The following is a 24,995-nucleotide window of genomic DNA, read 5'->3' as shown; positions in this document are numbered from 1 at the left end:
CGCGGACCGGTGCGTACCGTGCGCGGCGCTCAGTGCGCGGTCCAGCCGCCGTCCAGCGCGAACGAGGTGCCGGTGACGAAGGACGCCTGCGGGGTGCAGAGGTAGGCGACGGCCTCGGCGACCTCCTCCGGTTCGAGCAGCCGTTTGAGGGCGGAGTCGGCGAGCAGGATGTCGGTGAGGACGCGTTCCTCGGGGATGCCGTGCACGGCCGCCTGGTCGGCGATCTGCCGCTCGACGAGAGGGGTGCGGACATACCCGGGGCTGAGGCAATTGCTGGTGACGCCGTGCGGGGCGCCCTCCAGGGCAGCGGTCTTCGACAGTCCCTCCAAGCCATGTTTGGCGGCGACATAGGCGGATTTGAAGGGGGAGGCCCGCAGTCCGTGCACGGACGAGATGTTGATGACGCGGCCCCAGCCCTGCGCGTACATATGGGGCAGCGCACCCCGCAGCAGCCTGAAGGGCGCCTCCAGCATGACGGTGAGCACCTGGTGGAAGACCTCGGGCGGGAACTCCTCGATGGGACGGACGAGTTGGATGCCGGCGTTGTTGACCAGCAGGTCCGTGCCGGCCGCGGCCCGTTCGGCGGCGTCGAGGTCGGTGAGGTCGAGGGGGCGGGGTTCGATGGTGCCGGGGGCGCTTTCGGGGCGGGCGGCGGCGAGTTCGGCGAGGCCGGCCGCGTCCCGGTCGACCGCGCGCACGGTGGCGCCGGCCGACGCGAGCCGCAGGGCACAGGCGCGGCCGATGCCGCCGGCCGCGCCGGTGACGAGGGCGGTGCGGCCGGCCAGGTCGAGGGAGACCGGTCCCGGGCTCCCCGGGGCCCCGGGAAAGCCGGGCGTTCCTGGCGAGCCGGGGGTTCCTGGGGCGCCGCTCATGGTCATGTCCGCACCCTAGGCAGCGACCGGTCCGCCTCCGATGTGCCGCGGCACCACACTTCACCGTCCGGGCATGGCGTCCGGACACGTCCGCCGGGGCCGCCCTGCCGCGCCCCGCACCGCCCGGCACGCATCACCCGAACGGCCGCCCCGGTTCGCCGCCCCGCCGCGGGCCTCCTAGCGTCGTACGACGCAGCTGTCCTCTGCGCACCGCCGCCACAAGGGAGTCCGTCATGCGGAGGCTGATCGCCGTGCCGACCGTGCTGCTCGCCCTGACTGCCGCGGGGTGTGGTGACGCGGAGGAGGGCGACGAGGCGTCGACCACCGCGTCGTCGTCCGCCGGTACGGGCACCGGGCCGGACCCGCAGCGCTCCGGGGCCCCCTCCCCCACCGTGCCCGGACAGCCGGTGAGCTGCGGCGAGATCAGGGACGCCCTCGGCAAGAAGGGGGATGTCGCGCTCTACGCGGATCCGGGCGCCGGCGGCACGGTGGGCTGTACGGAGGCCCGCGACGTGATGTCGGAATTCTTCCTGCGGGCGCCACGGGAGGCCGAGGACGACCGGGGCACGCTGTCCGTACGCGGCTGGCTCTGCCAGTACGAGAGCGGCCCCACCGGCACCTGGATCACCAGCTGCCGCAAGGACCGGCGCGAGATGCACACCGAGGAGCCGTCCGGGGAGGACACCGGTCCCGCGCCGCCCGAGGAACCCGGCGAGCCGGACGGGTCCCAGCTGCCCACCCTCCCCGGTGAGCCGTCGGACCCGATGGAGGAGCCGTCGACGGAGGAGCTGTGAACCCTTGGGGGCCTACCCCTGAGACTGCGGCGCCTGCTCCGGCTGCTCCTCGCCCACGTCGTGGAACCACGTCGGCGCGTCCTCCAGCGCCCGCTTGATGCGGGTGCGCGCATAGTCGTTGACCTCGGGCAGGGCGTCCGGGTCGAACCAGCCCACCTCGAGCGACTCGTCGTCGTTGACCCGCGCCTCGCCGCCGACCGCGCGGCAGCGCATCGTCACGTCCATGAACTGGCAGACATCGCCGTTGGGGTAGTGGGTGGGCGGCATGGTCTCGACCAGGACCACCCGCTCGGGGACGACCCGCACGGCGGTCTCCTCGTACACCTCGCGCCGCGCGGTCTCGGCCGGCTGCTCGCCGGGCTCGGGGATCCCGCCGATCACCGACCAGCCGCCGGTGTCGGCCCGCCTGCCCAGCAGGACCCGGCCCCGGTCGTCGAAGACCACCGCGCTCACGCCGGGCAGCCACAGCAGCTGCCGGCCGATGGACTGGCGGAGGTCACGGATGAAGTCGGGGGTTGCCATGCTCCGACCCTACGGGACCGGCCCCGCGGGGACGGCCCGGAGAGTTCCCTGGTCCTCCGCACCGGACGGCCCGGAGCTTTCCCTGGTCGCGAGGCACGGGCCCCGGCCCGCGCGCCCTGCCCGCCCCCACGCGCCCACCGGGTCGGGTTCTTCAGGCGCCGGCCGGGGAACCGTTGCGCAGCTGGAGCAGACGACGGATCGTGCGGACCCCGCCCTCGGCGTCGTCGACGGTGACGGTGAACGTCCGCCCGTCGCCGAGCCGGAGCACCAGGCCTTCACCGCGGCGTACGACCACGGCCGTGCCCTGTTCGGGGCGCCAGCGGTAGCCCCAGCCGCCCCAGTGGCGCGGTGTGACCTGCGGTGCGAAGTCGGCGCCGATGACGGTGTCGAGGGGGATCCGGCGGCGCGGCACCCCTATATGGCCGCACCGCACTTCCAGACATTCCATGTCGACCCGCACCGCGACATGGACGAAGGCCAGCGTGCCGAAGAGCACCAGCAGACCGGCCGCCACACAGCCGACCACCGACATCACCAGCGGCGCCAGGCCCGACTTCCAGCTGCTGTCCACGGCCAGCTCGATGCCGAGCGCGAGACAGGCCGCGCCCACCGCGGCCAGCAGCCACTGGATGCGGTTGGTGGCGCTGCCCTCCCAGACGTCCGGGTCCGCATGGGCGCCGCCGACGGGGACGGGCGAATCGCCGCCGTCGTTGTTGCTGTGGTTGCCGGGGGCTGCTGCCCCCTCGTGGGGGTGGTCCCTCATGGGACGCAGCGTACGCGTCTTCGCACGCTGCGGCAGGGTCTCGGACGGGGCGTTCCGGCCGCTCAGCCGCTCAGTGCGTCCGCGGTGTCCGTACGGTGACCGGCGAGCAGCCGGCCCTCGGCGTAGGTGAGCGCTTCGGCCGGAAGTGCGGCCGGGCGGCCGCTGAGGATCACGCTGACCGTGCCGGTCGGGGCGGCCGCGGGCGCCGGCTCGGCACCGATGCGGCGCAGCGCCTGGGCGGCGACGGCCTCGGCGGAGCCGTACAGGACGAGCGCGGGGGCGCCGGACTGCTGGAGGGCGGACCGGATCCGGGTCGCGACCAGTTCGTAGTGGGTGCAGCCCAGGACGACGGCGCGGATGTCCCGGGGGGTGTGCTGTGCGGCGGCCTCGATGGCGGCGTCGATGGCGGCCTCGTCGGCGGCCTGGACCGCGTCGGCGAGCCCCGGGCAGGGCACGCCGGTGACGGCCACCCCGTGCGCGAAGCGTTCGATCAGGTCCCGCTGGTAGGGGCTGCCGGTGGTGGCGGGGGTGGCCCAGATGGCGACCGGGCCGCCGCCGGCCGCGGCGGGCTTGATCGCCGGGACGGTGCCGATGACCGGGACGGCGGGTTCCAGTTCGGCGCGGAGCGCGGGCAGTGCGTGGACCGACGCGGTGTTGCAGGCGACGATCAGTGCATCGGGGTCGTGTGCGGCGGCGGCGCGGGCCACGGCCAGGGCGTGGGCGGCGACATCATCGGGGGTACGCGGGCCCCAGGGCATGCCGTCGGGGTCCGAGGAGAGGACCAGATCGGCGTCCGGCCGCAGTCGCCGCACGGCGGCGGCCGCCGCGAGCAGCCCGGTCCCGGAGTCCATCAGCGCGATCTTCACCCGGCCACTTTACCGGCCCGGACGTCCGACTTGTCATACCGGGCGGGGTGGGCGGGACACGTCCGCCGGGCAGACCGGCCACCGGCGTGCGGTGCGGCAGACTGCGGCCGTGGGAGCGATGGAGTGGATCGGTGCCGGGTCCCTGCTGGCCTGGGTGTGGCTGCTGCTGGGGCAGGGCTTCTTCTGGCGGACGGACGTACGGCTGCCGGACCGCCGCGATCCGCAGCGCTGGCCGTCGGTCGCGGTGGTGGTCCCGGCGCGGGACGAGGCCGCGGTGCTGCCGGCGAGCCTGCCCTCGCTGCTCGGCCAGAAGTACCCGGGCCGGGCGGAGGTGTTCCTGGTCGACGACGGCAGTACGGACGGGACCGGGGCGCTCGCCCGCGAACTGGCGGCGGCGCGGGGCGGGCTGCCGCTGACGGTGTCCTCGCCCGGTGAGCCCGAGCGGGGCTGGACGGGCAAGCTGTGGGCACTGCGGCACGGGATCGCACTGGCGCGGGAGCGGATGGCACCGGAGTATCTGCTGCTGACCGATGCGGATATCGCGCACGAACCGGACAGTCTGCGGGAGTTGGTGGCCGCGGCCCGCTCGGCGGGGCTGGATCTGGTCTCGCAGATGGCGCGGCTGCGGGTGGCGACGGGCTGGGAGCGGCTGATCGTGCCGGCCTTCGTGTACTTCTTCGGGCAGCTGTACCCCTTCCGGTGGGTCAACCGCCCCGGCGCGCGGACCGCGGCGGCGGCCGGCGGCTGTGTGCTGCTGCGCCGGGAGGCGGCCGAGCGGGCCGGCGTCCCGGAGGCGATCCGGCATGCGGTGATCGACGATGTGACGCTGGCACGGGCGGTCAAGCGCAGCGGCGGCAGGATCTGGCTGGGGCTGGCGGACCGGGTCGACAGCGTACGGCCGTACCCGCGGCCGGCCGATCTGTGGCGGATGGTCTCACGCAGCGCCTACGCCCAACTGCGGCACCGGCCGACGCTGCTGCTCGGCACCGTCCTCGGTCTCGCCCTGATCTATCTGGCGCCGCCGGTCGCCCTGGCGGCGGGGCTGGCCGGCGGCGCTCCGGCGACCGCGGCCCTGGGCGGCGCCGCCTGGGCGGTGATGTGCGGGACGTATCTGCCGATGCTGCGCTACTACGGGCAGCCGCCGTGGGCGGCGCCGCTGCTGCCGTTCACCGCGCTGCTCTATCTGCTGATGACCGTGGATTCGGCGGTGCAGCACTACCGGGGGCGCGGCGCGGCGTGGAAGGGCCGGACGTACGGCGCGCCCTGAGCCACGCCCCCGCGGTCACTTGCTGGCCGGGGACCAGTTCAGGCCCCAGCCGTAGGCGTGGTCGACGGTGCGCTGCGGACTGACGCCGGGCTCGGGAACGAGGTAGCGGGACTCGCGCTGGACGACGAGTTCGCTGCCGGTGTTGGTGATCAGGGCCAGTGCGCAGACGTTGGACGGCACCGTGCAGGCGTCGAGCGAGAAGTCGACCGGGGCGCCGTGCTGGGGCTGGAGGGTGACCGTGGCGTTCAGGCCCTCGAAGCTGCGGGCGCCCGCGTAGACGGTGACGAAGATCAGGATGCGTTTGATGTGCGCCTGGTGGTCGAGGTTGATGGTCAGGTTCTCGCCGGCCGCGACCGCGCCGGTGCGGTCGTCGCCGTCGAGCTGGATGTAGGGCGGGGCGTGCAGGGAGCCGAAGTTGTTGCCGAGCGGGTGGACCACACCGGCCGCGCCGTCGGTGAGTTCGTACAGCGCGCACAGGTCGAGGTCCAGCTCGCCGGACGGGGGCAGCAGCGCGCCGCGGGCGCCCATGGCCTGCATGGCCTTGCGGCCGAGTTTCTTGGTGAGCCGCTTGCCGGCGCCGCCGCCGGTCCAGTTGAGGTTCACCCGCATCGCCCCGGAGGTGCCGCCCTGCTTCGTCAACGAGACGGCGGGGGCCTCCTTCGTGAGGGTGACTTTGGTCAGACGAATGGGAGCCGGTGCGGGAGCCGGTGCGTACTGCCCCGGCGGGGGCGGGATTGACGCCGCCGGTTGACCCGTTGGCAACGGGGGCGCGGGCGGCGCCGGAGGAGGCGCCATCGGGGGCGCGGGCGCCATCGCCGGGGGCGCGGCGGGCGGAGTGGACGGCGCGGGAGCCGGCGGCGGGGGCGGGGAGGGTGCCGTCGCGGGCTCGTCGACGCTGATGCCGAAGTCGGTCGCCAGGCCCGCGAGTCCGGTGGCGTACCCCTGCCCCACCGCACGGAACTTCCAGGCGCCCTGGCGGCGGTAGAGCTCGCCGAGCACGAAGGCGCTCTCGGTGGTGGCGTCCTGGCTGTCGAAACGGGCGATCTCGGCGCCGCTCGCCGCGTCCAGCACCCTGATGTGCAGCCCGGGGACGCTCCCGAAGGTGCCCCCGTCGGCGGAGGCGGCGAGCACCACCGTGTCGACGGCGGGCTCCACGGAGGCCAGGGCGACGGTGAGGCTGTCGGTCATCGCGCCGCCGGCCGGCCGCTTGCCCTCGTGCCGTACGGCGCCGGAGGCGTGCACGGCCTGGTTGTAGAAGACGAAGTCCCCGTCGTCGCGGACCTTTCCGGACACCAGCAGCAGCGCCGAGGCGTCCACGTCCGGTGTCCCCGGAGCGGCCTGCCAGCCCAGCTCCACCCGGACCGCCGGGGCCGGGACCGGGACATTGCTGCCCTTGAGCATCGACATCGCTGCGCCTTCCTCTTGTCCGTGCCCCCTCGCCGGCGACACCCACCAACCTACTCGGCCCTCACCACTGCGAACGCGCCTTGTTCACCCGGGAGAAGCGAGGTCTTTACACGATTCCTACGGGCGATCGCGACCGATTTTCCCAAGTTCGCTCGCATTGGCGATCCATGGCCACTCCGAACACGTAAAACAACCTTCTTTTCAGGCTCCCCAATCGGCACATGGTGGGCTTAACTTATGAGGCATGACCTCCCCCCGCTCTACCTACGGCGGCGGCTACTACGCTTCGCCTTCCTTCCCGGACACCCCGATCTACGACAGCCTCGTCGCAGAGCGCGGTACACCACAGATCGCCCCGATCCGGGTGAACCCCTCCCCTTATGACACGGGTTCGTCCTATTTGCCGGCGCTGCCCTCGGCGCTGCCGGCACTCCCCGCCGCCCCCTCCTACCCCTCGCCGGGGCAGGGTTATCCGGGTGCGGCCGCGCAGCCGGTCGCCCCGCTCCAGCAGGCCCCGGCGCCGTACATCCCGCATCAGTCGGGCACCCGCGGCGGCTACCAGCCCCCGCAGCAGCCCCAGCCTCAGCGCCCGGCGCCCGGAACGGGCACGGGGTACGAGGCGATGCGGCCCGCCGCTCCGGTCGCGCCGCGGCCGGCCGCGCCGTACGACGACCCGTACGGCCGGCAGTATCCACGCGGGTACTGACCCGGGCGGCCGGCCAACTGTCCGAGGCGGCTGGCAGGATGGAACACATGCCCAGTCCTGTGCTCCACTCGATCCATCTCTATCCGGTCAAATCCATTGCGGGGTCCGGTCCCGGCGAGGCGGTCGTGGAGCCGTGGGGGCTCGCCGGGGACCGCCGGTGGCTGCTCGTGGACGCCGAGGGCAGGCAGCTCACCCAACGGCCGCAGCCGAGGCTGGCTTTGGCACGCGCCGAGGGCATGCCGGGCGGTGCCCTCCGGCTCACCGCGCCCGGTATGCCGCCGCTGACGGTCGAGGTGCCCGAGAGCGGGGAGACCCTTCCGGTCGAGGTCTGGAAGGACGAGGTCGAGGCGGTGCCCGCGGGCGAGGCCGCGGCCGCGTGGTTCAGCAGGTATCTGGGTCTCGCGTGCCGGCTGGTGCATCTCGACGCCCCGGAGAAGCGCCGGCCCATCGACCCGGAGTACTGCGAGCCCGGAGAGACGGTCAGTTTCGCCGACGGCTTTCCGCTGCTGCTGACGACCACCTCGTCGCTGGACGCCCTCAATTCCCTCATCGCGCAGGGCGACCACGCCGATGAGGGCCCCCTGCCGATGACCCGCTTCCGGCCCAATGTGGTGGTCGACGGCACCGCTCCCTGGGCGGAGGACGACTGGCACCGGGTCCGGATCGGCGAGGTGGTCTTCCAGGTGGCCAAGCCCAGCGCACGCTGTGTCGTCACCACCACGGACCAGCAGACGGCCGAGCGCGGCAAGGAGCCGCTGCGGACCCTGGCCCGCCACCGCCGCTTCGGTGACCGGCTGGTCTTCGGCCAGAACCTGATACCCCGTGGGACCGGCACGATCCGTATCGGCGACCCGTTCGAGATCCTCGACTGACGGGCCGGCGCGGCCTGCGCCATGGCCGCGCCGCGGGCGTTCGCGTCCGCTGCGGGCCGCGTCCCGCTGTCCGGACCCGGTCCGTGCCAGGCGGTACGGCTGCGCCGACCGCACGGTAGCCGCAGCGGGAGCCGGCCGCTGCGTACGGCCAAAAGTCGCTCTCCGTTTGGCGTGATGTTGCTCTCTCTTGGCAGAACCCTCGCCTGGGGTACCCCTGATGCGGTATTCACGGACACGGAGAGGGGGCAGCGATGCGAGCGATGAGAGGTGTATGGCGCTGGCGGCACAACCCGCTGCGCCGCAGAACCGATCGGCTCGAGGCCTGGGTGGCGCTCATAGCCGCCCTCCTCATCGCCCTCGGGGCGCCCTCCGTGGGCTGGTTCACCGGCCGGGCGGCGCACGGCGCGCTGCTGGAGACCGTACGGGTGCAGCACCAGCAGCGGCATCTGGTGTGGGTCACCGTCGACCGGCTGGTCTCCCGGGCCCCGCTGGACCCCGACCCGGAGACCTCTTCGCACCGCGATGCGCACCGCCGGGTCATCGCCCGGTGGACGGCTGTGGACGGCCGGCCGCATATCGGGCAGATCTCGGCACCGCGCCCGGTGGAGCCCGGTGAGCGGTTCCGGATCTGGACGGACGGCCAGGGCCGGGTGATGCCGCGGCCGATGGACGTCAGCACGGCCGGTACCCATGCGGTGCTGGCAGGTCTGGGCACCACGGCCGCGGCCGGCGGTCTGATCGAGGGCGTCCGGCGGCTGGTCGTCGGGCAGCTGATGGTGCGTCGCTACCGCCGCTGGGACGAGGAGTGGGAGCGCGCGGGCCAGACCTGGGGCCGGGCCGACGCGGGGAGTTGAGCCTCTGCGCTCCGCAGCTGACCAGGCGCACTGACCGTGTCAACTGCCGCCCGCCGGGCGCGCTACGGTGGGGGCGCCAGCCTCTCGGCTGGGGCCCGGAGAACCCGAATGCGGACATCCGCGGACGGATGGCAGCCGGGCCGACATCAGCCGCACGAGGTGGGGGCACGACAGCGCCATGGCACAGGGCTCGGTCCAGGTGACGCACTCCGGAACGTCGCGTTGGCGGCGCCGCACAGGGGAGTACAGCTCGCTCGCCGCCGCCCTGGAGGCCGCCGGGGACGGTGATGTGCTGACCGTCCCGGCCGGTACGTACCGGGAGAACCTGGTGCTGCTGCGCGCGGTGACGCTGCGCGGCCCGGACGGGGCCCGCGGTTCGGTGCGGATCGCCCCGGCCGACGGGGTCGCGCTGACCATACGTGCCTCGGCGACCGTGCACGATCTGCATCTGGAGGCGACCGACTCGGCCTCGCCCGCGCTGCTGGTGGAGGACGGCGCCCCCGAGCTGTCCGGTCTGCGGGTGGTGACCCGGTCCGCGTCCGGCATCGAGGTACGCGGCGGCGCCCGGCCGACCGTACGGCGCTGCACGGTCGACAACGCGGGCGGGGTGGGCATCAGCGTGCTGGACGGCGCCGGCGGCCTCTTCGAGGAGTGCGAGGTGGTGGCCGCAGGGCAGGCCGGGGTGGCGGTACGCGGCGGGGCCCATCCGCGGCTGGAGAACTGCCGGATCCACCACGCCTCGGGCGCCGGTCTGTCGGTCAACGGCGAGGGCAGCGCGGTCGAGGCGGTGGGCTGCGAGCTGTACGAGATCAAGGGCGCGGGCATCCAGGTGGCCGCGCGGGCCACCGGCCACCTCACGGACTGCACGGTGCACCGCACCTCCGCCGACGGCATCACCCTGGACACCGACGCGGTGCTCACGCTCGCCGACTGCGACATCCACGACATCCCGGAGAACGCGGTCGATCTGCGGTCCCGTTCGGTGCTGACCCTGACCCGCAGCACGGTGCGGCACTTCGGGCGCAACGGCCTGTCCGTATGGGACCCGGGCACCCGGGTGGACGCCAACCAGTGCGAGATCCACGACAGCACGGGCGACTATCCGGCGGTGTGGGTGAGCGACGGCGCCACCGCCGTACTGGACTCGACCCGGGTGCACGACGTCCCGGACGCGCTGTTCGTCCTGGACCGCGGCTCCCGCGCCGATGTGGTCGACTGCGATATCGCACAGGTCCGCAACACGGCGGTGTCGGTGAGCGACGGGGCGACCGTGCAGCTGGACGACTGCCGGATCCGGGAGGCGGCGACCGGGGCGTGGTTCCGTGACCACGGCAGCGGCGGCACGCTCGCCAACTGCACCATCGACGGGGCACAGACCGGGGTGATCGTCACCAAGGGCGCGGACCCCACCATCGAGGGCTGCACGGTCAGTTCACCGACCGAGGCCGGGTTCTACGTCTCGGCCGAGGGCCGCGGCACCTTCCACGGCTGCCGGGTCACCGGGAGTTCCGGCTTCGGCTTCCATGTGATCGACGGCTGCCGTACGACGCTGACGCGGTGCCGTACGGAGCGGTGTGCGCGCGGCGGCTATGAATTCGCCGACGGCGGGACCGGCCACGGCGACGGGCCGACCGTCCAGGACTGCACCAGCGACGAGAGCCGCGCGGTACCGGCGCCGGCCGCCGGGGTGACGGCACCGGCCGTACAGCAGGCCACACAGACCGCCGGCCTGCTGGGCAACGTCCCGGCGCAGAGCCCACGGCCGCCCGCCGCCCCCACTGCCGCCGAGCCGGTCACCGTCAGCAGCCGGCCCTCCGACGAGGTACTGGGCGAACTCGACACCCTCGTGGGGCTGGAGAGCGTCAAGCGTGAGGTGCGCAGCCTGATCAACATGATCGAGGTGGGCCGCCGGCGCCAGGAAGCGGGCCTCAAGGCCGCCTCCGTGCGCCGCCATCTGGTCTTCACCGGCTCCCCCGGCACCGGCAAGACCACCGTGGCCCGGCTGTACGGCGAAATCCTCGCCTCCCTCGGGGTGTTGGAGCGCGGGCATCTGGTCGAGGTCTCACGGGTGGACCTGGTGGGCGAACACATCGGCTCGACGGCGATCCGCACCCAGGAGGCGTTCGACCGGGCGCGCGGCGGGGTGCTCTTCATCGACGAGGCGTACGCCCTCTCCCCCGAGGACTCCGGGCGGGACTTCGGCAAGGAGGCCATCGACACCCTGGTGAAGCTGATGGAGGACCACCGGGACGCGGTGGTGGTGATCGTCGCGGGCTACACCGCCGAGATGGAGCGCTTCCTCGCGGTCAACCCCGGTGTGGCGTCCCGTTTCTCACGGACCATCACCTTCGGCGACTACGCCCCCGAGGAGCTGCTGAGGATCGTCGAGCAGCAGGGCGAGGAGCACGAGTACCGCCTCGCCGAGGGAGCCGGCGAGGCGCTGCTCAAGTACTTCACCGCACTGCCGAAGGGCCCGTCGTTCGGCAACGGCCGCACCGCCCGGCAGACGTTCGAGGCGATGGTCGAACGGCACGCGGGCCGGGTGGCGCAGCTGTCCGACCCGAGCACCGACGACCTGACCCTCCTCTACGCGGACGATCTGCCCGAACTCCCCTGAGCGGGGCGGGTGTCCGGGGCCGCCGAGCACCCGTCGACATGCCGCTGCGCCGGTACGCCCGGGGCGAGCCGGGCGATCAGTTCGGCGCGGACCGCGTCGAAGACTGGGTCGGCCTGGTAGTCGCCGTGGCCCATGATCTGGGCGGGCAGCGGGTTTTGCAGGGTGCGGCCGAAGGCCAGCGGGTCGCGCAGCGGCCCCTCGTCGATCCGGCGGCCGTCCTCGCAGGTGAGCCGGATCGGCCCGCCGATCGGGTCGGTGAAGCGCCACAGGTTGCGCCAGTCGTCCATCTCGCGGTGCAGTCCGGTCAGCGCGGGCGGCCCGAAGAAGGCCGGGAACCAGCGCCCGTACAGGCGCTCCAGGGGGCTGCCGTACGTCAGCAGGGCGACCCTGCTGCGGGTCACCAGATCCAGCTGCCAGACGGCTGCGGCCGCCAGCACGCTGCCCTGCGAGTGCCCGGAGATCACCAGCCGGCCGTCGAACCGTTCGGTCCAGGTGGCCATCCGCCAGGTGAGGTCGGGGACCGCCCGCTCGGCATAACAGGGCGGGGCGAACGGGTGGGCGGCGCGCGGCCAGAACGTGCCGACGTCCCAGAGGATCCCGATGGTGCGGCGGGCGGAGTGGTCACGGTAGGCGCGCCGACCCATGGCGATCAGCAGTATGACGCCGGCGCTCATCAGCCAGGAGCCGAGGGACTCCGCGGTCTCGGCGGCGGCGTGCACGACGGGCGGCGCCCCGGCGGTGGCGCGGCCGGGCGCCCGGTCGGTGAGCCAGGCACCGGCCACCGCGCCCGCCCCCAGGAACAGGGTGACCGCGGAGGTGGCCGCGACCAGTACGGGCGCCGCGTCGGTGAGTCCGGCGCGGGCGATGGTGCCGGCGATCCGCTTCGTCCGGCGCTCATCGGGGCGCTCACGCGGGTCGTAGAGCCCGGGGACGTCCTGGACGACCCGCCTCCGCACGATCACCACCCGGACCGCGGCGAGCACCACGACCACCGCGACAACGAGGAGCAGGACCGGCAGGACCGACGCCTGCCAGGACAGCAGAACCGGCGGGCCGGGAATCGGGGCGTGCGCCTGGCCCGGCGTCGCCCCGCCGTCCATCCAGTCCGCGAAGCGCTGCGCCACTCCCCCGGACAGCACACCGCCGACCGCACAGGCCAGCAAGGCGACGGCGGGTCCGCCCATCCCGCGCAGGGCGGTACGGGACTCGGTGCGGGCGGCCCGCTGGAGGATCCAGGCGGTCACCGCCAGCGCAAGCACCAGCACGCCCTGGAAGACCGCGATACCGCCGAACGCGGCGGCGCCGGGCAGCGGCCCGTGGCTGCGGGCCCCGGGGCGCACCCAGCCGCTGTGCACCGCGATCAGCGCCAGCACGCCGAGCGCCGCGTACGGCAGCGCCCGAACCACCAGGCGGTCGGACGCGTCGTCCGGTTCCGCCTCGCTGCGCGCGGTCCGCCATACGACGACGAGCGTGACGACGGCGAGCAGGATCACCAGGGCGGTCAGGGCCCGGCCGGTGACCGCGAGAGCGGAGTAGCCGCCGCTGTGCCGGTCCGCCTTGGCGCCGGCGGCGAGCAGCACCGCGGCGATGGTCAGCACCCCGGCCGTGGTGTGCGCGGCGCGCAGCCGGGCGACCAGCCTGCGCCCGTACCAGAAGCCCTCCAGGCTGAGCGCGGTCCGCTCCCCGTGCGGGGTGTAGCGGGAGCTGCCGGGCTCCCGTGGCGGCGGGGAGGCGGACTCGTAGGCGCTCCAGGTGCGGTGCGAGAGCCACGACAGGAAGCCGATGACGAGCAGCGGCACCACGGAGGCCAGCGCAAGACGCCGGCCGGGCGCGCTCCACCAGCCGGAGCTGTCGGGGCTCAGCCAGCCCAGCCACGACTTGTCGGCGACGCAGACGGTGGTGCCGGCGCACTGCCAGGCCGTGAGGTCGAGCGCCACCTCACAGGCCGCGGCGGCGAGCAGCACGGTGAGGGTGAGCGCCAGAAGGCGCACCAGGAGGTCGTAGACCCGCTGCGCCCGGTGGTCGGCCGGCGCGGCCGGGCGCATCCAGTGGGCCAGGTTGGCGACCATGAAGGGCAGCAGGACCAGCCACAGGGCACGGGCCCCGTTGCCCGAGGTCAGATTGGACCAGCAGTACGCCTCACGCACCGGCTCGCCCCGGTAATCCCCGGGCCGCTCCTCCGCGTCCGCGTCCTCCGTACGCCGGTAACAGGCGGCGGTGTAGTCCCCGGTCATCAGCTGAACCCGCGGATCCCCGAGCATCTCCTGCGCCGTGGTCCCCCCGACACCATGCACCAACAACTCCAGCGAGAGCTGGGGGGCTTTGAGGGGTGGGGTGTTGGGTCGTGTGTTGGGTCGTGCGTTCGGTGGGTGGTCCGAGGGGGTGCCTGACGGGCTGTTCGGTGGCGCGTCAGGGGTGGGAACCGCGGCTGGGGTTGCGGTTGGAGCTGCGATTGGGGCTGTGGTTGGGGCTGGTGTTGCTTCAGGTGTTACTTCGGGTGCTGGTGCTGGTGCTGATGCTGGTGCTGGTGCGGTCGTTGTGTCCGGCGTAGGGACTGACGTCGCGTCCGGTGTTGGAGCTGACGTTGCATCTCGTCCCGTTGACCGGGCATGCGGTGTCGGTTCCGCGGTCTCCACTGGCTTTCCCCCGTTGTCCGTGTGGCGCGGTGCGTTGCGGCGCGGTGTCATGCGGTGCGTTGCCTCACGGATTGTCTCGTGCCTACGAGACGACATCCACCCGTCCCCCACGGCGGGTCGTTTGTCCGGACAGCTGTTCGGCGCGTAGCGATATCTGAGCCCTCCGCGGGGTACGTGGCTCCGCCGCAACCGGGCGCGTACGCGGTTCCCCGCCGCGGCCCGTCGTGTACGCCGTACCACTCGACGGCCCGGCGCGGACGCGCACCGCACCCACCGCGTACACATTTCCCCGCCGCGGCCCAACGCCTACGCCGTACCCTCCGCAGCCCGGACGCGAACGCACACCGCACCGCACCCGACGCGTAGGCGGACTCGCCGCCGCGGCCCGACGCGTACGCCGTACCACTCGACGGTCCGGACGCGGACGCGCACCGCACCCGCCGCGTACACATTTCCCGCCGCAGCCCGACGCGTACGCCGTACCCTCCACGCCCCCGACGCGGACACGCCCCGCACCCAACGCGAACGCGTTACCGCGCGTCCCCCCCCACCCCCGAACCCACCCCCCGCCCCCTCCCCCGAAGGGGGAGAGGGGGAGGGGGCGGGGGAGAGCGCCGCGAGGCGGAGACAGGGGGCCGAGAGAGCTGCGGGAGCCAAGGAGGCCGAGAGGGCCGACGGGGCCGACGGGGCCGAGGGGGACCGCGGTCCCGTTCGTGGTGGGAGCGGGGTCGGTGTCAGTGCCTCGTGCGAGGATGAGGGAATCAGTGATCGCAGGCGGCAGCCAGCGCGTACGACCCGACATGGCGAGCCGGGCGGAAGGGACGGGCCGGGGTGAGCGACAACCAGAACCTCCTTGCGGAGCAGCGGCGTGCCCTGATTCTCGACGAGGTCAGACGGCGCGGCGGGGTGCGGGTCAATGAGCTCACCCGCAAGCTCAGCGTGTCGGACATGACGGTCCGTCGCGATCTGGACGCGCTGGCGCGTCAGGGCATGGTGGAGAAGGTGCACGGCGGCGCGGTGCCGGTCAGTGAGCCGAGCGCGCATGAGCCTGGTTTCGAGGCGAAGTCGGCACTGGAGCTGAGCGCCAAGGAGGACATCGCCAAGGCGGCGGCCGAGATGGCCGCGCCGGGCAGCGCGATCGCGCTCGCGGGCGGCACGACGGCATTCGCGCTGGCCCAGCAGCTGCTGGATGTCCCGGATCTGACGGTCGTCACGAATTCGGTGCGGGTGGCCGATGTGTTCTACACCGCACAGCGGGCCGCGGCCAGCGGCGGCACGGGGCCGCGTGCCGGGGCCGCGACGGTGGTGCTGACGGGTGGGGTGCGGACGCCGTCGGACACCCTGGTGGGCCCGGTGGCGGATGCCGCGATCCGGTCGCTGCACTTCGATGTGCTCTTCCTCGGGGTCCACGGAATATCGGTGGAGGCGGGGCTGTCGACGCCGAATCTGGCGGAGGCCGAGACCAACCGGCATTTCGTCCGGTCCGCGCGGCGGGTGGTGGTGGTCGCCGACCACACCAAGTGGGGCACGGTCGGGCTGAGTTCGTTCGCGACGCTGGACGAGGTCGATGTGCTGGTGACGGACGCGGGGCTGTCCGCCGAGGCGCGGGCCGAGTTCGCGGAGCTGCCGCCGGAGCTGGTGGTGGCGGGCGAGCAGCCGGCGGACCCGGAGCTCTGAGGAAGACTGCGAACGGGCGGGCGATCGGCGGCGGGACGCGGCGGTCGGCGGCGGCCGGCGTGCGTTCGGGCAGCAGACATCTGACGGGGCGCCAGCTATGGTGTGCGGCGGCCGGGGAGACGCAGCCCGGCCGCCGACCGACCCGTAGGGGGTGCTCGTCCCATGGCGCGCCGACTCCGCCCCGTAGAGCTCGACTTCGTCGAGTCCGCTCCGGTTCGGCTGGTGTTCGCCGCGGAGGTCGCCGCGCCGCCGAAGGCGGTGTATGCGGCGCTGGCGGGCGATGTGGCGGGCTGGTCGCGCTGGTTCACGGGCGTGGCGCGGGCGGCCTCGACACGGGGCGGCAGCGGCCGCGAGGTGCGGCTGACGGGCGGCGCCCGGTTCACCGAGACGGTTCTGGCGGCCGAGCCGGACGAGCACTACGCCTACCGGGTCGACAACACCAACGCCCCTGGTCTGCGGGCCCTGTTGGAGGACTGGCGGCTGACCCCGGCGGGCGGCGGCACCCGGCTGCGGTGGACCTTCGCGGCGGACGGCGCGGCGCCGTTCCGCTGGGTGATGGCCCTCGCCGGACCGGGCCTGGGCCGCGCCTTCCGCGCGTCGGCGCGGGCACTGGACCGACGCCTCGGCGCGGCCTGAACCACCCTGCGGCCCCTACAACATCCACCCTGCGGCGCCACATGAACCAACCCGCGGCGCCGCATCAACCACCCTGCCGCGGCGCGCGTCGACCATCCTGCGGCTCGGCCTGGTCAAGGCTCTGGTCAAAGCTCTGGTCGAAGCTCTGGTCAACGCAGCCGCGCGGGCGCGGGACGGGCGCAGGACCGTCGCTCAGGCGGGCCAGGTGCCGGTGGCCAGGAAGTCCTCGATGGTGCGTGCGTACGGCGTGATGTCCAGGCCCTGCGAGGCCAGCCAGTCATCGGAGTAGTACTTGTCGAGGTAGCGGTCGCCCGGGTCGCAGAGGAGGGTGACGACGGACCCCGTACGCCCCTCGGCGACCATCTCCGCGACGATCTTCAGAGCGCTCCACAGGCCCGTACCGGTCGAGCCACCCGCCTTGCGGCCGATCGCGGTCTCCAGGGCACGCACGGCGGCGATGCTGGCCGCGTCCGGGACCTTCATCATCCGGTCTATCGCGCCGGGTACGAAGCTCGGCTCCATACGGGGCCGCCCGATGCCCTCTATCCGGGAGGCGGTGGCGCAGTCGGACTTGGCGTCACCGGTGAGCCAGCCGTCGAAGAAGCAGGAGTTCTCCGGGTCGGGGACGCAGACGCGGGTGTCGTACTGCATGTAGTGGACGTAGCGGGCGATGGTCGCGGAGGTGCCGCCGGTGCCCGCGGTGGCCACGATCCAGGCGGGCTCGGGGTAGCGCTCGAGCCGCAGCTGCTGGTAGATCGACTCGGCGATGTTGTTGTTGCCGCGCCAGTCCGTGGCCCGTTCGGCGTAGGTGAACTGGTCCATGTAGTGCCCGCCGGTCTCGGCGGCGAGGCGGGCGGAGACCTCGTAGACGGTCCGCGGGTCCTGGACGAGGTGGCAGCGGCCGCCGTGGAACTCGATCAGCCGGGTCTTCTCACGGCTGGTGGTGGCCGGCATCACCGCGATGAACGGCACCCCGATCAACGAGGCGAAGTACGCCTCGGAGACGGCCGTGGAGCCGCTGGAGGCCTCGATGACGGGCTTTCCGGGGCGGATCCAGCCGTTGCACAGCCCGTAGAGGAACAGCGAGCGGGCCAGCCGGTGCTTGAGGCTGCCGGTGGGGTGCGTCGACTCGTCCTTGAGGTAGAGGTCGATGCCCCACTTCTCGGGCAGCGGGAAGCGCAGGAGGTGGGTGTCGGCGGTGCGGTTGGCGTCCGCCTGGACCTTGCGTACGGCTTCTTTCAGCCAGCTTCGATAGTCCGGATCCGAGTGATCGACGTCGACGGTCGGCATCGGCGCCCCGACCACCGGCTCGTTCCCGGCCTCGTTCCCGGCCTCGGTCCGGTTCTGCGGCTGCTGTGCGGTGCTCACCGGCGCGCTCCTCTGGGTTCCCGAGCCCGTGCACAACCACGGGCCGATTCCGACTATAGCCACCCTCCGCACCCTTCTCACCTGCATAAACATCACTTTGAGAGACCCCAAGGACGCCCTGGGGCAGGGCCGTTGGGCATACCTTCGAGGACCAGGGGCACTGGTGCACCGGGCGCCCTCGCGGCAAACTGCCCACTAGGGGCGGTGGAGGGCAGCTGCCCGTCTCACCGAGGAGGTGCCGACCATGGGGGAGCCGGAATTCAACGCGACCGGCGTACGGATCGAGCGATGGCTGCGGTCACTGACCCGCGCCGGGCAGGTCGTCATCCGTGACGGCCGGCTGGCGCTCCTGACCAGCTACGGCACGGAGATCGACAGCGCCCCGCTACAGGCCGTACAGGCCCATAAACCGCTGTTCGCGGCACGGGACCGGGCGCTCGCCACCATTAACGGGCACCGCTATTCGCTGACCCTCGGCGCCCCGGAACTCTTCTTCAAGGCCCTGGAAGCGGCCCGTCCACCACGCCCCTGAGGGCCTGCCGCGGCCGAGGTGGTGCGGTTGCGGGAGCGCACCGTCTGACTGACCCTGGTCTCGTATCACTGAGGGTTCACCAGCGGTGACGCTGTGGTGCAGCCGGCATCGCTGGATCCGATCTTCGCCCCTGCCAGGTTCGGGGGGCGCCCGGCCTCATCAGGGAGTCGCGGTCGTGATCAGGCAGCCCAGCAGGCACTGCACGGTGGAGCTCCAAGCCGTTCCGGCTCGCATCGGACATGTGCGCAGAATCGTCTCCGCACAGCTGCGGGACTGGCGTCTCGACGCCTTGATAGACCCCACCTCGCTGGGCGTCACCGAACTTCTCGCCAATGTCCACCGGCACGCCCGCCCCAGCAAGCAGTGCACCGTCGAACTGTCCGTACTTCTTGATCAGTTGAGGGTTGCGGTGCATGACGAGGATCCCCGCCTGCCACGGATCCGGGCCGCCGACAACTGGGAGACCTGCGGCCGCGGCCTGGCGCTGATCGCGGCGCTCAGCGAGACCTGGGGGATGCGCCCGGAAGGCACCGGCAAGGTCGTGTGGTTCACCCTTCCTGCGCTGATCACCGCTCCCGAGGAGGCCCGTACGGTCCACCCGTACTGGGAGCCGCTACCGCTCGACGACGTCCGTACGGGGGCCGCCGCCCCGAGCCGCATACGGGGCACGAGGGTCGGCTGAGGCGGGTCGGCGCCAGATCGCGCGCGGCGGGTGCGGGTGCGGGTCCGGGATGCCGGGCACGGTGGCCGGTTGCTGGCGGTCGGTGGGGCCGTGGCCGGTCATGCCGTGCCCCCCTTGGGGCCGGCGCCGAAGTGCTCCTCCAGGACGGAGAGCCGGCGCCAGTACTCCTCCTCGTCGATCTCACCCGCGGCGAAGCGCCGGCCGAGGACGGCGATGGGTGAGGGGGCATCGGTGCGGGCGGAGGACTGCGGGCCCCGGAACTGCGGTCCGCGGAACTGTCGGCCGGGCCCGCCGTGCCGCCAGACGGTGCGGCGCAGCAGCGTCACCACGCCGAAGAGGACCAGCACCCAGACGACGGGCACGAACAGGATCCAGGGGGCGGGGCCGCCACCGGACCACGGGTCGGCGAGTTCGAGCATGGCAATCAACTCCTCGGTCGGACGGGCTCTCATCTGTCCCTTCCGAGCCTGACGTTCCGGCCGCGCCCCGTCGTCGTACGGTCAGCGGCTTCGCCCGTACCGCGCAGGGAGTATGCGGGCGAAGGCGGCTGCTCCCTGGCCACTCTTGATCTCTGTAACTACTGGTATGTACAGTACGGTCCATGAGTACGGAGAAGCAGCCCGGCACCCAGGAACGGCTGGTGCGCAGCACCCAGGAACTCCTGTGGGAGCGGGGCTACGTCGGCACCAGCCCCAAGGCGATCCTGGAACGCGCGGGCGTCGGCCAGGGCAGCATGTACCACCACTTCTCGGGCAAGTCCGCACTCGCCCTGGCGGCGATCCGGCGCACCGCGGAGGACATGAAGCAGACCGCCGAGGCGTGCCTGACCGCGCCCGGTAGCGCGTACGACCGGGTCGCGGCCTATCTGCTGCGCGAGCGGCAGGTGTTGCGCGGCTGCCCGATCGGGCGGATGACGCAGGACCGCGATGTGGTGCAGAGCCCCGAACTGCGCGCACCGCTGGACGAGATGTTCGGCTGGCTCCAGGGCCGGATCGCCGAAGTCCTCTCCGAGGGGCAGCAGCGCGGTGAGCTGACCGCGGAGCTCGATCCGGCGGCCACCGCGGCGACCGTCACCGCCGTCGTCCAGGGCGGCTATGTGCTGGCCCGCGCCGCCGACGACCCGGCGCCGTTCGACGCCGCCGTACAGGGCGTACTGGCGCTGCTCGCCGCACAGGTCCGCCCGTGAGGCCGTGGCTCGCAAACCGCTCCGAGCCGGTGAGCGGCCGGCTCCCGTACGCCCCGACCCCGTAGAGGAGTTCCCCTCATGGAGATCACCCGGCAGCGCCCCGCCGGCCGACCCGGCCCCGCCGCGCACTTCACCGGCACCGTCCGGCTCGACGAGATCGCCGTCCCGCCCGCGCCCTCCCGCCTGCGGATCTTCAGCGTCCACTTCGCGCCGGGCGCCCGCACCGCCTGGCACTCCCATCCGCACGGCCAGGTCCTGTACGTCACCGAGGGCGCGGGGCTGGTGCAGCGCGCGGGCGGCCCCGTGGAGCCGATCCGCACCGGGGACACCGTCTGGATCGCGCCGGGCGAGCGGCACTGGCACGGCGCGGCGCCGGACACCGCCATGACCCACCTGGCGACCGTCGAGGCCGCCGACGACGGCACCACCACCGAGTGGGCCGAACTGGTCGGCGCGCAGGAGTACCCGGGCACCGCATGACGCCCGCAAGGCCCACCCCACCCCTCCCCCGCACCCGCACGTACGGAGTTCCCTCATGCACGCCATGCAGTACGCGATCACCCTGCCCGCCGACTACGACATGCAGCTCATCCGGCATCGCGTGAAGTCCAGGGGCCACCTCCTCGACGACTTCGCGGGGCTCGGCCTCAAGGCGTACGGGATCCGCGAGCGCGGGGTGGACGGCTCGCCCGTCAACCAGTACGCGCCGTTCTACCTCTGGGCCGACCCGGAGGCCATGAACCGCTTCCTCCTCGGCGACGGATTCCGCGGTGTGGTCCGCGACTTCGGGCGGCCGGCCGTACAGCACTGGCAGGGGCTGTTCCACCGGCCCGGTCCGGCCACGGGACACCGGCCCGGTGCCTTTTCACGGCGTACCGAGACCGTCCCTGAGGGCGCCGACCTCCCCACCGTCATCGCGGACGCAGTCGCCCGGCACGAGGAACTGGCCACCACAGAGGGCGTCCACGCCACCTCTCTGGCCCTCGATCCCCGGCACTGGGAGCTGCTCCACTTCACCCTCTGGACGGACGCCGTCCCGGAGGGGGCCGGCGACCGCTATCAGGTGCTGCATCTCTCCGCGCCGGACCTCACCGGACTGGGCGCCGGGCCGCAGTGGTGAGCGCCTCCGTGAACCCGCCCGCCGGCGCCCTCATCCGTACCGTCCTCGGCGACATCGCGCCCGCGGACCTCGGTGTGTGCGACGCCCATGACCACCTCTTCCTGCGCAGCCCCCGGCTACCGGGCCAGGAACTGGCCGACGCCACGGCCGCGGCCGCCGAGCTGGCAGCCTTCCGTAAGGCCGGCGGCGCGGCGGTGGTCCAGTGGACGCCGTACGGCATGGGCCGGGGCGCCGCCGAACTACCGCGGCTGGCACAGGAGTCGGTGGTACGGATCGTCGCCGCCACCGGGCTGCACCAGGCGGTGCACTACGCGCCCGACGTGCTGGAACGGGTCCGGTCCGGTCTTGCGGAGGTGTTCGTCGGCGAGCTGACCGAGGGGATCGGCGGTACGGGGGTACGCGCCGGAATGATCAAGGTGGCCGGTGGGTTCCACGGCCTGGACCGGCACGCCCGGTACACGATGGCCGCGGCCGCCGAGGCCCATCACGCCACCGGCGCGGCCATCGGCGTCCACCTGGAGCTGGGCACCGGCGCACTGGATGTACTGGACCTGCTCTGCGGTGAGTTGGGGGTCGCGCCGGACCGGGTGATCCTCGGACATCTCAACCGCTCGCCGGATCTCGTCGTCCACCGGGCGGCCGCCGAGGCCGGGGCGTATCTGGCCTTCGACGGCCCCTCACAGGCCCATCATGCGACCGACTGGCGGCTGCCGGAGGCGGTGGCCGCACTCGCCGAGGCGGGCTTCGGCGACCGGATCCTGCTGGGTGGCGACACCACGACGGCCGGCGCCCGGTCGGTCAACGGCGGCCCCGGCATGCCGTATCTGCTGCGGCGCCACCGGAAGCGGCTCGGACTCGCCGTGGGGGACGACCTGGTGACGCGCTTCCTGACGGCGAATCCGGCCCGGGCCTTCGCCGCCGCGTGGGCGCGTACGGGGCACGGGACTCATACGGGACTGGGGGCGCGTACGGGACAGGCGGGGGCGCGTACGGGAGGGAGCTGAGGCCCCGGCCCGGCCCGGCTCCCACCTCGCCCCTCCCCCCGGCTACCGCTACCGCTCCAGAACCACCAACGGATCGTCCAGCACCGGCTGCCAGGCCAGCTCCGCCGCGCCGACCAGGCTGTTGTGGTCGAGGCTGCACGGCAGGATCGGCACCCCGCCGCTACGGCCCCACAGACTGCGGTCGGCGACCACGGCACGCAGCCGCTCCGGATCCGCCTCCAGCAGGGCGCGGTGCAGCCCGCCGAGGATGATGCGGTCGGGGTTGAGGATGTTGACGAGTCCGGCGATGCCGAGGCCGAGGCGGTCGATGAGGAGATCGGCCGCGGCGCGTACGCCCGGATCCGCGTACTCCTCCCGGAGCAGGTCGGCGGCCTGCTGGAGCAGCGAGACCTCGGGGCCCGGTTCGCGGCCTGCCGCGGTGAGGAAGGCGAGCGGGTCCGCCTCGACGTCCAGACAGCCGCGGCTCCCGCAGTGGCAGGGGGCGCCCTCGAGGTTGACGGTCAGATGGCCGACCTCCAGGGCCAGGCCCGAACTGCCGCTGTGCAGGCGCCCGTCGAGCACCAGCGCCCCGCCGACGCCGCGGTGTCCTGAGGCCACACAGAGCAGGTCGCGGGCGCCCCGGCCGGCGCCGTGGCGGTGTTCGGCGAGCGCCCCGAGGTTGACGTCGTTGCCGGTGAAGCCGACCGTTTCGGTGGCGCCGGGGATGCCGGCCTCGGTGAGCGAGCGCAGGAAGAGTTCGCGGACCGGTGCGCCCGAAGGCCAGGCCAGGTGCAGCGGATTGAGGGCCTCACCGTCCGGTTCCGCGACCGCGGAGGGGACCGCGAGGCCCGCGCCCAGGCAGCGGCGGCCGGTCTCGCGCAGCAGGGCGGCACCGGCCTCGACCACCTCGGCGAGGACGTGCGCCGGGTCGGCGGGGATGGTGCCGCAGGCGGGCGCGGTCGCCACGATCCGGCCGCCGAGTCCCACCAGGGCGGCGCGGTATCCGTCGGCGTGGATCTGCGCGGCCAGCACGACCGGGCCGTTCTCGGCGATGAAGAGCCGGTGGGAGGGGCGTCCTTGGGAGCCGACCGAGGCGGTGGGCCGGGAGTCGACGGTGATCAGGCCGAGCGCTTCGAGCTCGGCGGCCACCGCGCCCGCGGTCGCACGGGTCACGCCGAGTTCCGAGGTCAGGACCGCACGGGTGGGTGCGCGTCCGGTGTGTACGAGCTCCAGTGCGGGTCCGAGGGCGCTTCGGCCCCGCTCCAGCCTGGTTGTCCGAGTCTGGGTCACACCTCTATTCTGACTTTGTGCCGACACTAAACAAAATACGGAGGGTCCTCACGAGGGATCACGGCTCCGTCGCCACCGACCGAACCCCCCTAAACCCACCCCATCTGACCCGACTCCGCCTCGCCGTCACGGCGTTCTTCGCCATGGACGGCTTCCTCTTCGCCGGATGGGTCGTCCGTATCCCCGCCATCAAGGCACAGACCGGGGCCGGCGCGGGCGCCCTGGGGCTCGCCCTGCTCGGCGTGTCGGCGGGCGCGGTCGCATTCATGATGATCACCGGGCGGCTGTGCCGGCAGTTCGGCAGCCATGCCGTGACCACCGCTTCCGCCGCCGTGCTCTCGCTGAGCATCGTGCTGCCGCCGCTCGCCCGCTCCGCGACCGCACTGGGGCTGGTCCTGCTGGTCTTCGGCGCCGCGTACGGCTCCCTCAACGTCGCGATGAACAGCGCCGCCGTCGATCTCATCGCCGCCCTGCGCCGGCCTGTGATGCCGAGCTTCCACGCCGCCTTCAGCCTCGGCGGCATGCTCGGCGCGGGGCTCGGCGGACTGATCGCGGGCCGGCTCTCCGCCACCGTCCATCTGACGCTGCTCGCCGCGATCGGCCTGCTCGCGACGGCCGTCGCGGGGCGCACCCTGCACACGCATCCGGCGCCGGCCGTGCCCGAGCGGATGCCCGCTACGGAGGGCCACTCCCGAACCGCCCGCCCTGGGCGCGGACGCCGCCTGGTCCTCGTCTTCGGGCTGATCGCCCTGTGCACCGCGTACGGGGAGGGGGCGCTGGCCGACTGGGGCGCGCTGCACCTCTCCCAGGACCTGTCCGCGGGGCCCGGCCTGGCCGCCGCCGGATACGCGGTCTTCGCGCTGGCGATGACCGCCGGACGGCTGACCGGGACCGCGGTGGTGCAGCGCTTCGGACCGGCCAGGGCACTGGTCACGGGCGGTACGACGGCGGCCGCCGGGATGCTGCTCGGCGCGCTCGCCCCGACCGCCTGGGCGGCCTGTCTCGGCTTCGCCGTCGCGGGTCTGGGGCTCGCGAACATCTTCCCGATCGCCATCGCCCGGGCCGGCGAGAGCGGTGGCGCGCACGGTGTCGCCGTGGCCTCGACGGTCGGCTACGGAGGCATGCTGCTCGGCCCGCCCGCCATCGGATTCCTCGCCGAGGCCTGCACCCTGCCCGTCGCACTGACGACGGTCGCCCTGCTCGCCGCGGTCGCGGCCGGTATCGCGTATGCCACCCGCGGGGCGCACCACGACGGGCGGCCATGAAGGACCGGCGCGGATACGGGTACGGCCGGTACGGATACGGATACGGATACGGATGCGACCGGCACGCATACGGGTACGGC

24 protein-coding genes are annotated in these 24,995 nt (G+C 73.2%); 15 read left to right on the top strand and 9 right to left on the bottom strand.

What is annotated here, in order from left to right; genetic code table 11:
• Positions 1–29 precede the first annotated feature (29 nt).
• Positions 30–878 carry a 3-hydroxybutyrate dehydrogenase gene (locus ACZ55A_RS32740; RefSeq protein ID WP_468847867.1) on the bottom strand — a complete coding sequence of 283 codons (849 nt, stop codon included), beginning with the start codon at positions 876–878 and terminating at the stop codon, positions 30–32.
• A gap of 227 nt (positions 879–1,105) precedes the next feature.
• Between ACZ55A_RS32740 and ACZ55A_RS32735 the strand changes: the two genes are divergently transcribed.
• Complete coding sequence (locus tag ACZ55A_RS32735) at positions 1,106–1,666, top strand: hypothetical protein (RefSeq protein WP_468847864.1); 561 nt, start codon at positions 1,106–1,108, stop codon at positions 1,664–1,666.
• A 12-nt stretch (positions 1,667–1,678) separates the two neighbouring features.
• Here ACZ55A_RS32735 and ACZ55A_RS32730 read toward each other — a convergent pair whose 3' ends face one another.
• The 3 genes from ACZ55A_RS32730 to ACZ55A_RS32720 all read right to left on the bottom strand — a co-directional run bounded on the left by ACZ55A_RS32730 (position 1,679) and on the right by ACZ55A_RS32720 (position 3,817).
• Entirely contained in the window at positions 1,679–2,188 is a 510-nt protein-coding gene (locus ACZ55A_RS32730; protein WP_468847861.1) for an NUDIX hydrolase, read from the bottom strand.
• Positions 2,189–2,339: 151 nt separating this feature from the next.
• The gene (locus ACZ55A_RS32725; protein ID WP_468847859.1) at positions 2,340–2,951 is read right to left on the bottom strand and encodes a hypothetical protein; all 612 of its coding nucleotides are present in this window, start codon (positions 2,949–2,951) and stop codon (positions 2,340–2,342) included.
• Between the two features lie 62 nt (positions 2,952–3,013).
• Complete coding sequence (locus tag ACZ55A_RS32720) at positions 3,014–3,817, bottom strand: glutamate racemase (RefSeq protein ID WP_468847856.1); 804 nt, start codon at positions 3,815–3,817, stop codon at positions 3,014–3,016.
• A 118-nt stretch (positions 3,818–3,935) separates the two neighbouring features.
• Between ACZ55A_RS32720 and ACZ55A_RS32715 the strand changes: the two genes are divergently transcribed.
• Positions 3,936–5,084 carry a glycosyltransferase gene (locus tag ACZ55A_RS32715; RefSeq protein ID WP_468847953.1) on the top strand — a complete coding sequence of 383 codons (1,149 nt, stop codon included), beginning with the start codon at positions 3,936–3,938 and terminating at the stop codon, positions 5,082–5,084.
• A 15-nt stretch (positions 5,085–5,099) separates the two neighbouring features.
• Here the strand turns inward: ACZ55A_RS32715 and ACZ55A_RS32710 are convergent, their stop codons facing one another.
• A complete protein-coding gene (locus ACZ55A_RS32710) occupies positions 5,100–6,491 on the bottom strand; it encodes a TerD family protein (RefSeq protein ID WP_468847853.1) in 1,392 nt (463 codons plus the stop codon).
• A 244-nt stretch (positions 6,492–6,735) separates the two neighbouring features.
• Between ACZ55A_RS32710 and ACZ55A_RS32705 the strand changes: the two genes are divergently transcribed.
• The 4 genes from ACZ55A_RS32705 (at position 6,736) to ACZ55A_RS32690 (ending at position 11,540) form a co-directional block, all read left to right on the top strand.
• Positions 6,736–7,197, top strand: a complete 462-nt coding sequence (locus ACZ55A_RS32705) for a DUF6643 family protein (protein WP_468847850.1) — start codon at positions 6,736–6,738, stop codon at positions 7,195–7,197.
• Between the two features lie 47 nt (positions 7,198–7,244).
• Positions 7,245–8,069 (top strand): MOSC domain-containing protein, encoded by an 825-nt coding sequence (locus ACZ55A_RS32700; protein WP_468847847.1) that lies wholly within the window; start codon positions 7,245–7,247, stop codon positions 8,067–8,069.
• A gap of 251 nt (positions 8,070–8,320) precedes the next feature.
• Complete coding sequence (locus tag ACZ55A_RS32695; RefSeq protein WP_468847844.1) at positions 8,321–8,923, top strand: Rv1733c family protein; 603 nt, start codon at positions 8,321–8,323, stop codon at positions 8,921–8,923.
• A gap of 178 nt (positions 8,924–9,101) precedes the next feature.
• Entirely contained in the window at positions 9,102–11,540 is a 2,439-nt protein-coding gene (locus ACZ55A_RS32690; RefSeq protein ID WP_468847841.1) for a right-handed parallel beta-helix repeat-containing protein, read from the top strand.
• Here the strand turns inward: ACZ55A_RS32690 and ACZ55A_RS32685 are convergent.
• Positions 11,510–13,774, bottom strand: coding sequence for a hypothetical protein (locus ACZ55A_RS32685; protein WP_468847839.1), 2,265 nt, complete (start codon positions 13,772–13,774; stop codon positions 11,510–11,512). The two genes, ACZ55A_RS32690 and ACZ55A_RS32685, sit on opposite strands and share 31 nt — an antisense overlap.
• 1,233 nt (positions 13,775–15,007) lie before the next feature.
• On the opposite strand from ACZ55A_RS32685, the gene ACZ55A_RS32680 reads away from it, so the two are divergent.
• Both ACZ55A_RS32680 and ACZ55A_RS32675 read left to right on the top strand, forming a co-directional pair.
• Positions 15,008–15,853: a DeoR/GlpR family DNA-binding transcription regulator gene (locus ACZ55A_RS32680; RefSeq protein ID WP_468847836.1), complete on the top strand. Its 846-nt coding sequence runs from the start codon at positions 15,008–15,010 to the stop codon at positions 15,851–15,853.
• 162 nt (positions 15,854–16,015) lie between these two features.
• Positions 16,016–16,489 (top strand): SRPBCC family protein, encoded by a 474-nt coding sequence (locus tag ACZ55A_RS32675; protein WP_468847834.1) that lies wholly within the window; start codon positions 16,016–16,018, stop codon positions 16,487–16,489.
• 192 nt (positions 16,490–16,681) lie between these two features.
• Here the strand turns inward: ACZ55A_RS32675 and cds1 are convergent, their stop codons facing one another.
• On the bottom strand, positions 16,682–17,779 hold the full coding sequence (cds1, locus tag ACZ55A_RS32670; protein WP_468847951.1) for an L-cysteine desulfhydrase Cds1: 1,098 nt from the start codon (positions 17,777–17,779) through the stop codon (positions 16,682–16,684).
• A 322-nt stretch (positions 17,780–18,101) separates the two neighbouring features.
• Here cds1 and ACZ55A_RS32665 point away from each other — a divergent pair, with 322 nt between their 5' ends.
• Positions 18,102–18,389: a hypothetical protein gene (locus tag ACZ55A_RS32665; protein ID WP_468847831.1), complete on the top strand. Its 288-nt coding sequence runs from the start codon at positions 18,102–18,104 to the stop codon at positions 18,387–18,389.
• Positions 18,390–18,564: 175 nt separating this feature from the next.
• The gene (locus ACZ55A_RS32660; RefSeq protein ID WP_468847829.1) at positions 18,565–19,071 is read left to right on the top strand and encodes an ATP-binding protein; all 507 of its coding nucleotides are present in this window, start codon (positions 18,565–18,567) and stop codon (positions 19,069–19,071) included.
• 98 nt (positions 19,072–19,169) lie between these two features.
• Here the strand turns inward: ACZ55A_RS32660 and ACZ55A_RS32655 are convergent, their stop codons facing one another.
• Positions 19,170–19,490 (bottom strand): SHOCT domain-containing protein, encoded by a 321-nt coding sequence (locus tag ACZ55A_RS32655; protein ID WP_468847948.1) that lies wholly within the window; start codon positions 19,488–19,490, stop codon positions 19,170–19,172.
• A gap of 182 nt (positions 19,491–19,672) precedes the next feature.
• Here ACZ55A_RS32655 and ACZ55A_RS32650 point away from each other — a divergent pair, with 182 nt between their 5' ends.
• From ACZ55A_RS32650 to ACZ55A_RS32635, 4 genes are all read left to right on the top strand, one after another.
• Entirely contained in the window at positions 19,673–20,257 is a 585-nt protein-coding gene (locus ACZ55A_RS32650; RefSeq protein WP_468847826.1) for a TetR/AcrR family transcriptional regulator, read from the top strand.
• Positions 20,258–20,335: 78 nt separating this feature from the next.
• Positions 20,336–20,737, top strand: a complete 402-nt coding sequence (locus ACZ55A_RS32645; protein ID WP_468847823.1) for a (R)-mandelonitrile lyase — start codon at positions 20,336–20,338, stop codon at positions 20,735–20,737.
• 55 nt (positions 20,738–20,792) lie between these two features.
• Positions 20,793–21,377 (top strand): DUF4865 family protein, encoded by a 585-nt coding sequence (locus tag ACZ55A_RS32640; RefSeq protein WP_468847820.1) that lies wholly within the window; start codon positions 20,793–20,795, stop codon positions 21,375–21,377.
• 8 nt (positions 21,378–21,385) lie between these two features.
• Positions 21,386–22,381: a phosphotriesterase family protein gene (locus ACZ55A_RS32635; RefSeq protein WP_468847818.1), complete on the top strand. Its 996-nt coding sequence runs from the start codon at positions 21,386–21,388 to the stop codon at positions 22,379–22,381.
• A 48-nt stretch (positions 22,382–22,429) separates the two neighbouring features.
• Here the strand turns inward: ACZ55A_RS32635 and ACZ55A_RS32630 are convergent, their stop codons facing one another.
• On the bottom strand, positions 22,430–23,650 hold the full coding sequence (locus ACZ55A_RS32630; RefSeq protein WP_468847816.1) for an ROK family protein: 1,221 nt from the start codon (positions 23,648–23,650) through the stop codon (positions 22,430–22,432).
• Between the two features lie 17 nt (positions 23,651–23,667).
• Here ACZ55A_RS32630 and ACZ55A_RS32625 point away from each other — a divergent pair, with 17 nt between their 5' ends.
• Entirely contained in the window at positions 23,668–24,915 is a 1,248-nt protein-coding gene (locus ACZ55A_RS32625; protein WP_468847813.1) for an MFS transporter, read from the top strand.
• The last annotated feature ends 80 nt before the right edge of the window (positions 24,916–24,995 follow it).

It is taken from the genome of Streptomyces sp. NPDC034111, from assembly GCF_055575375.1.
This window is presented reverse-complemented; position numbering and strand designations above follow the sequence as displayed.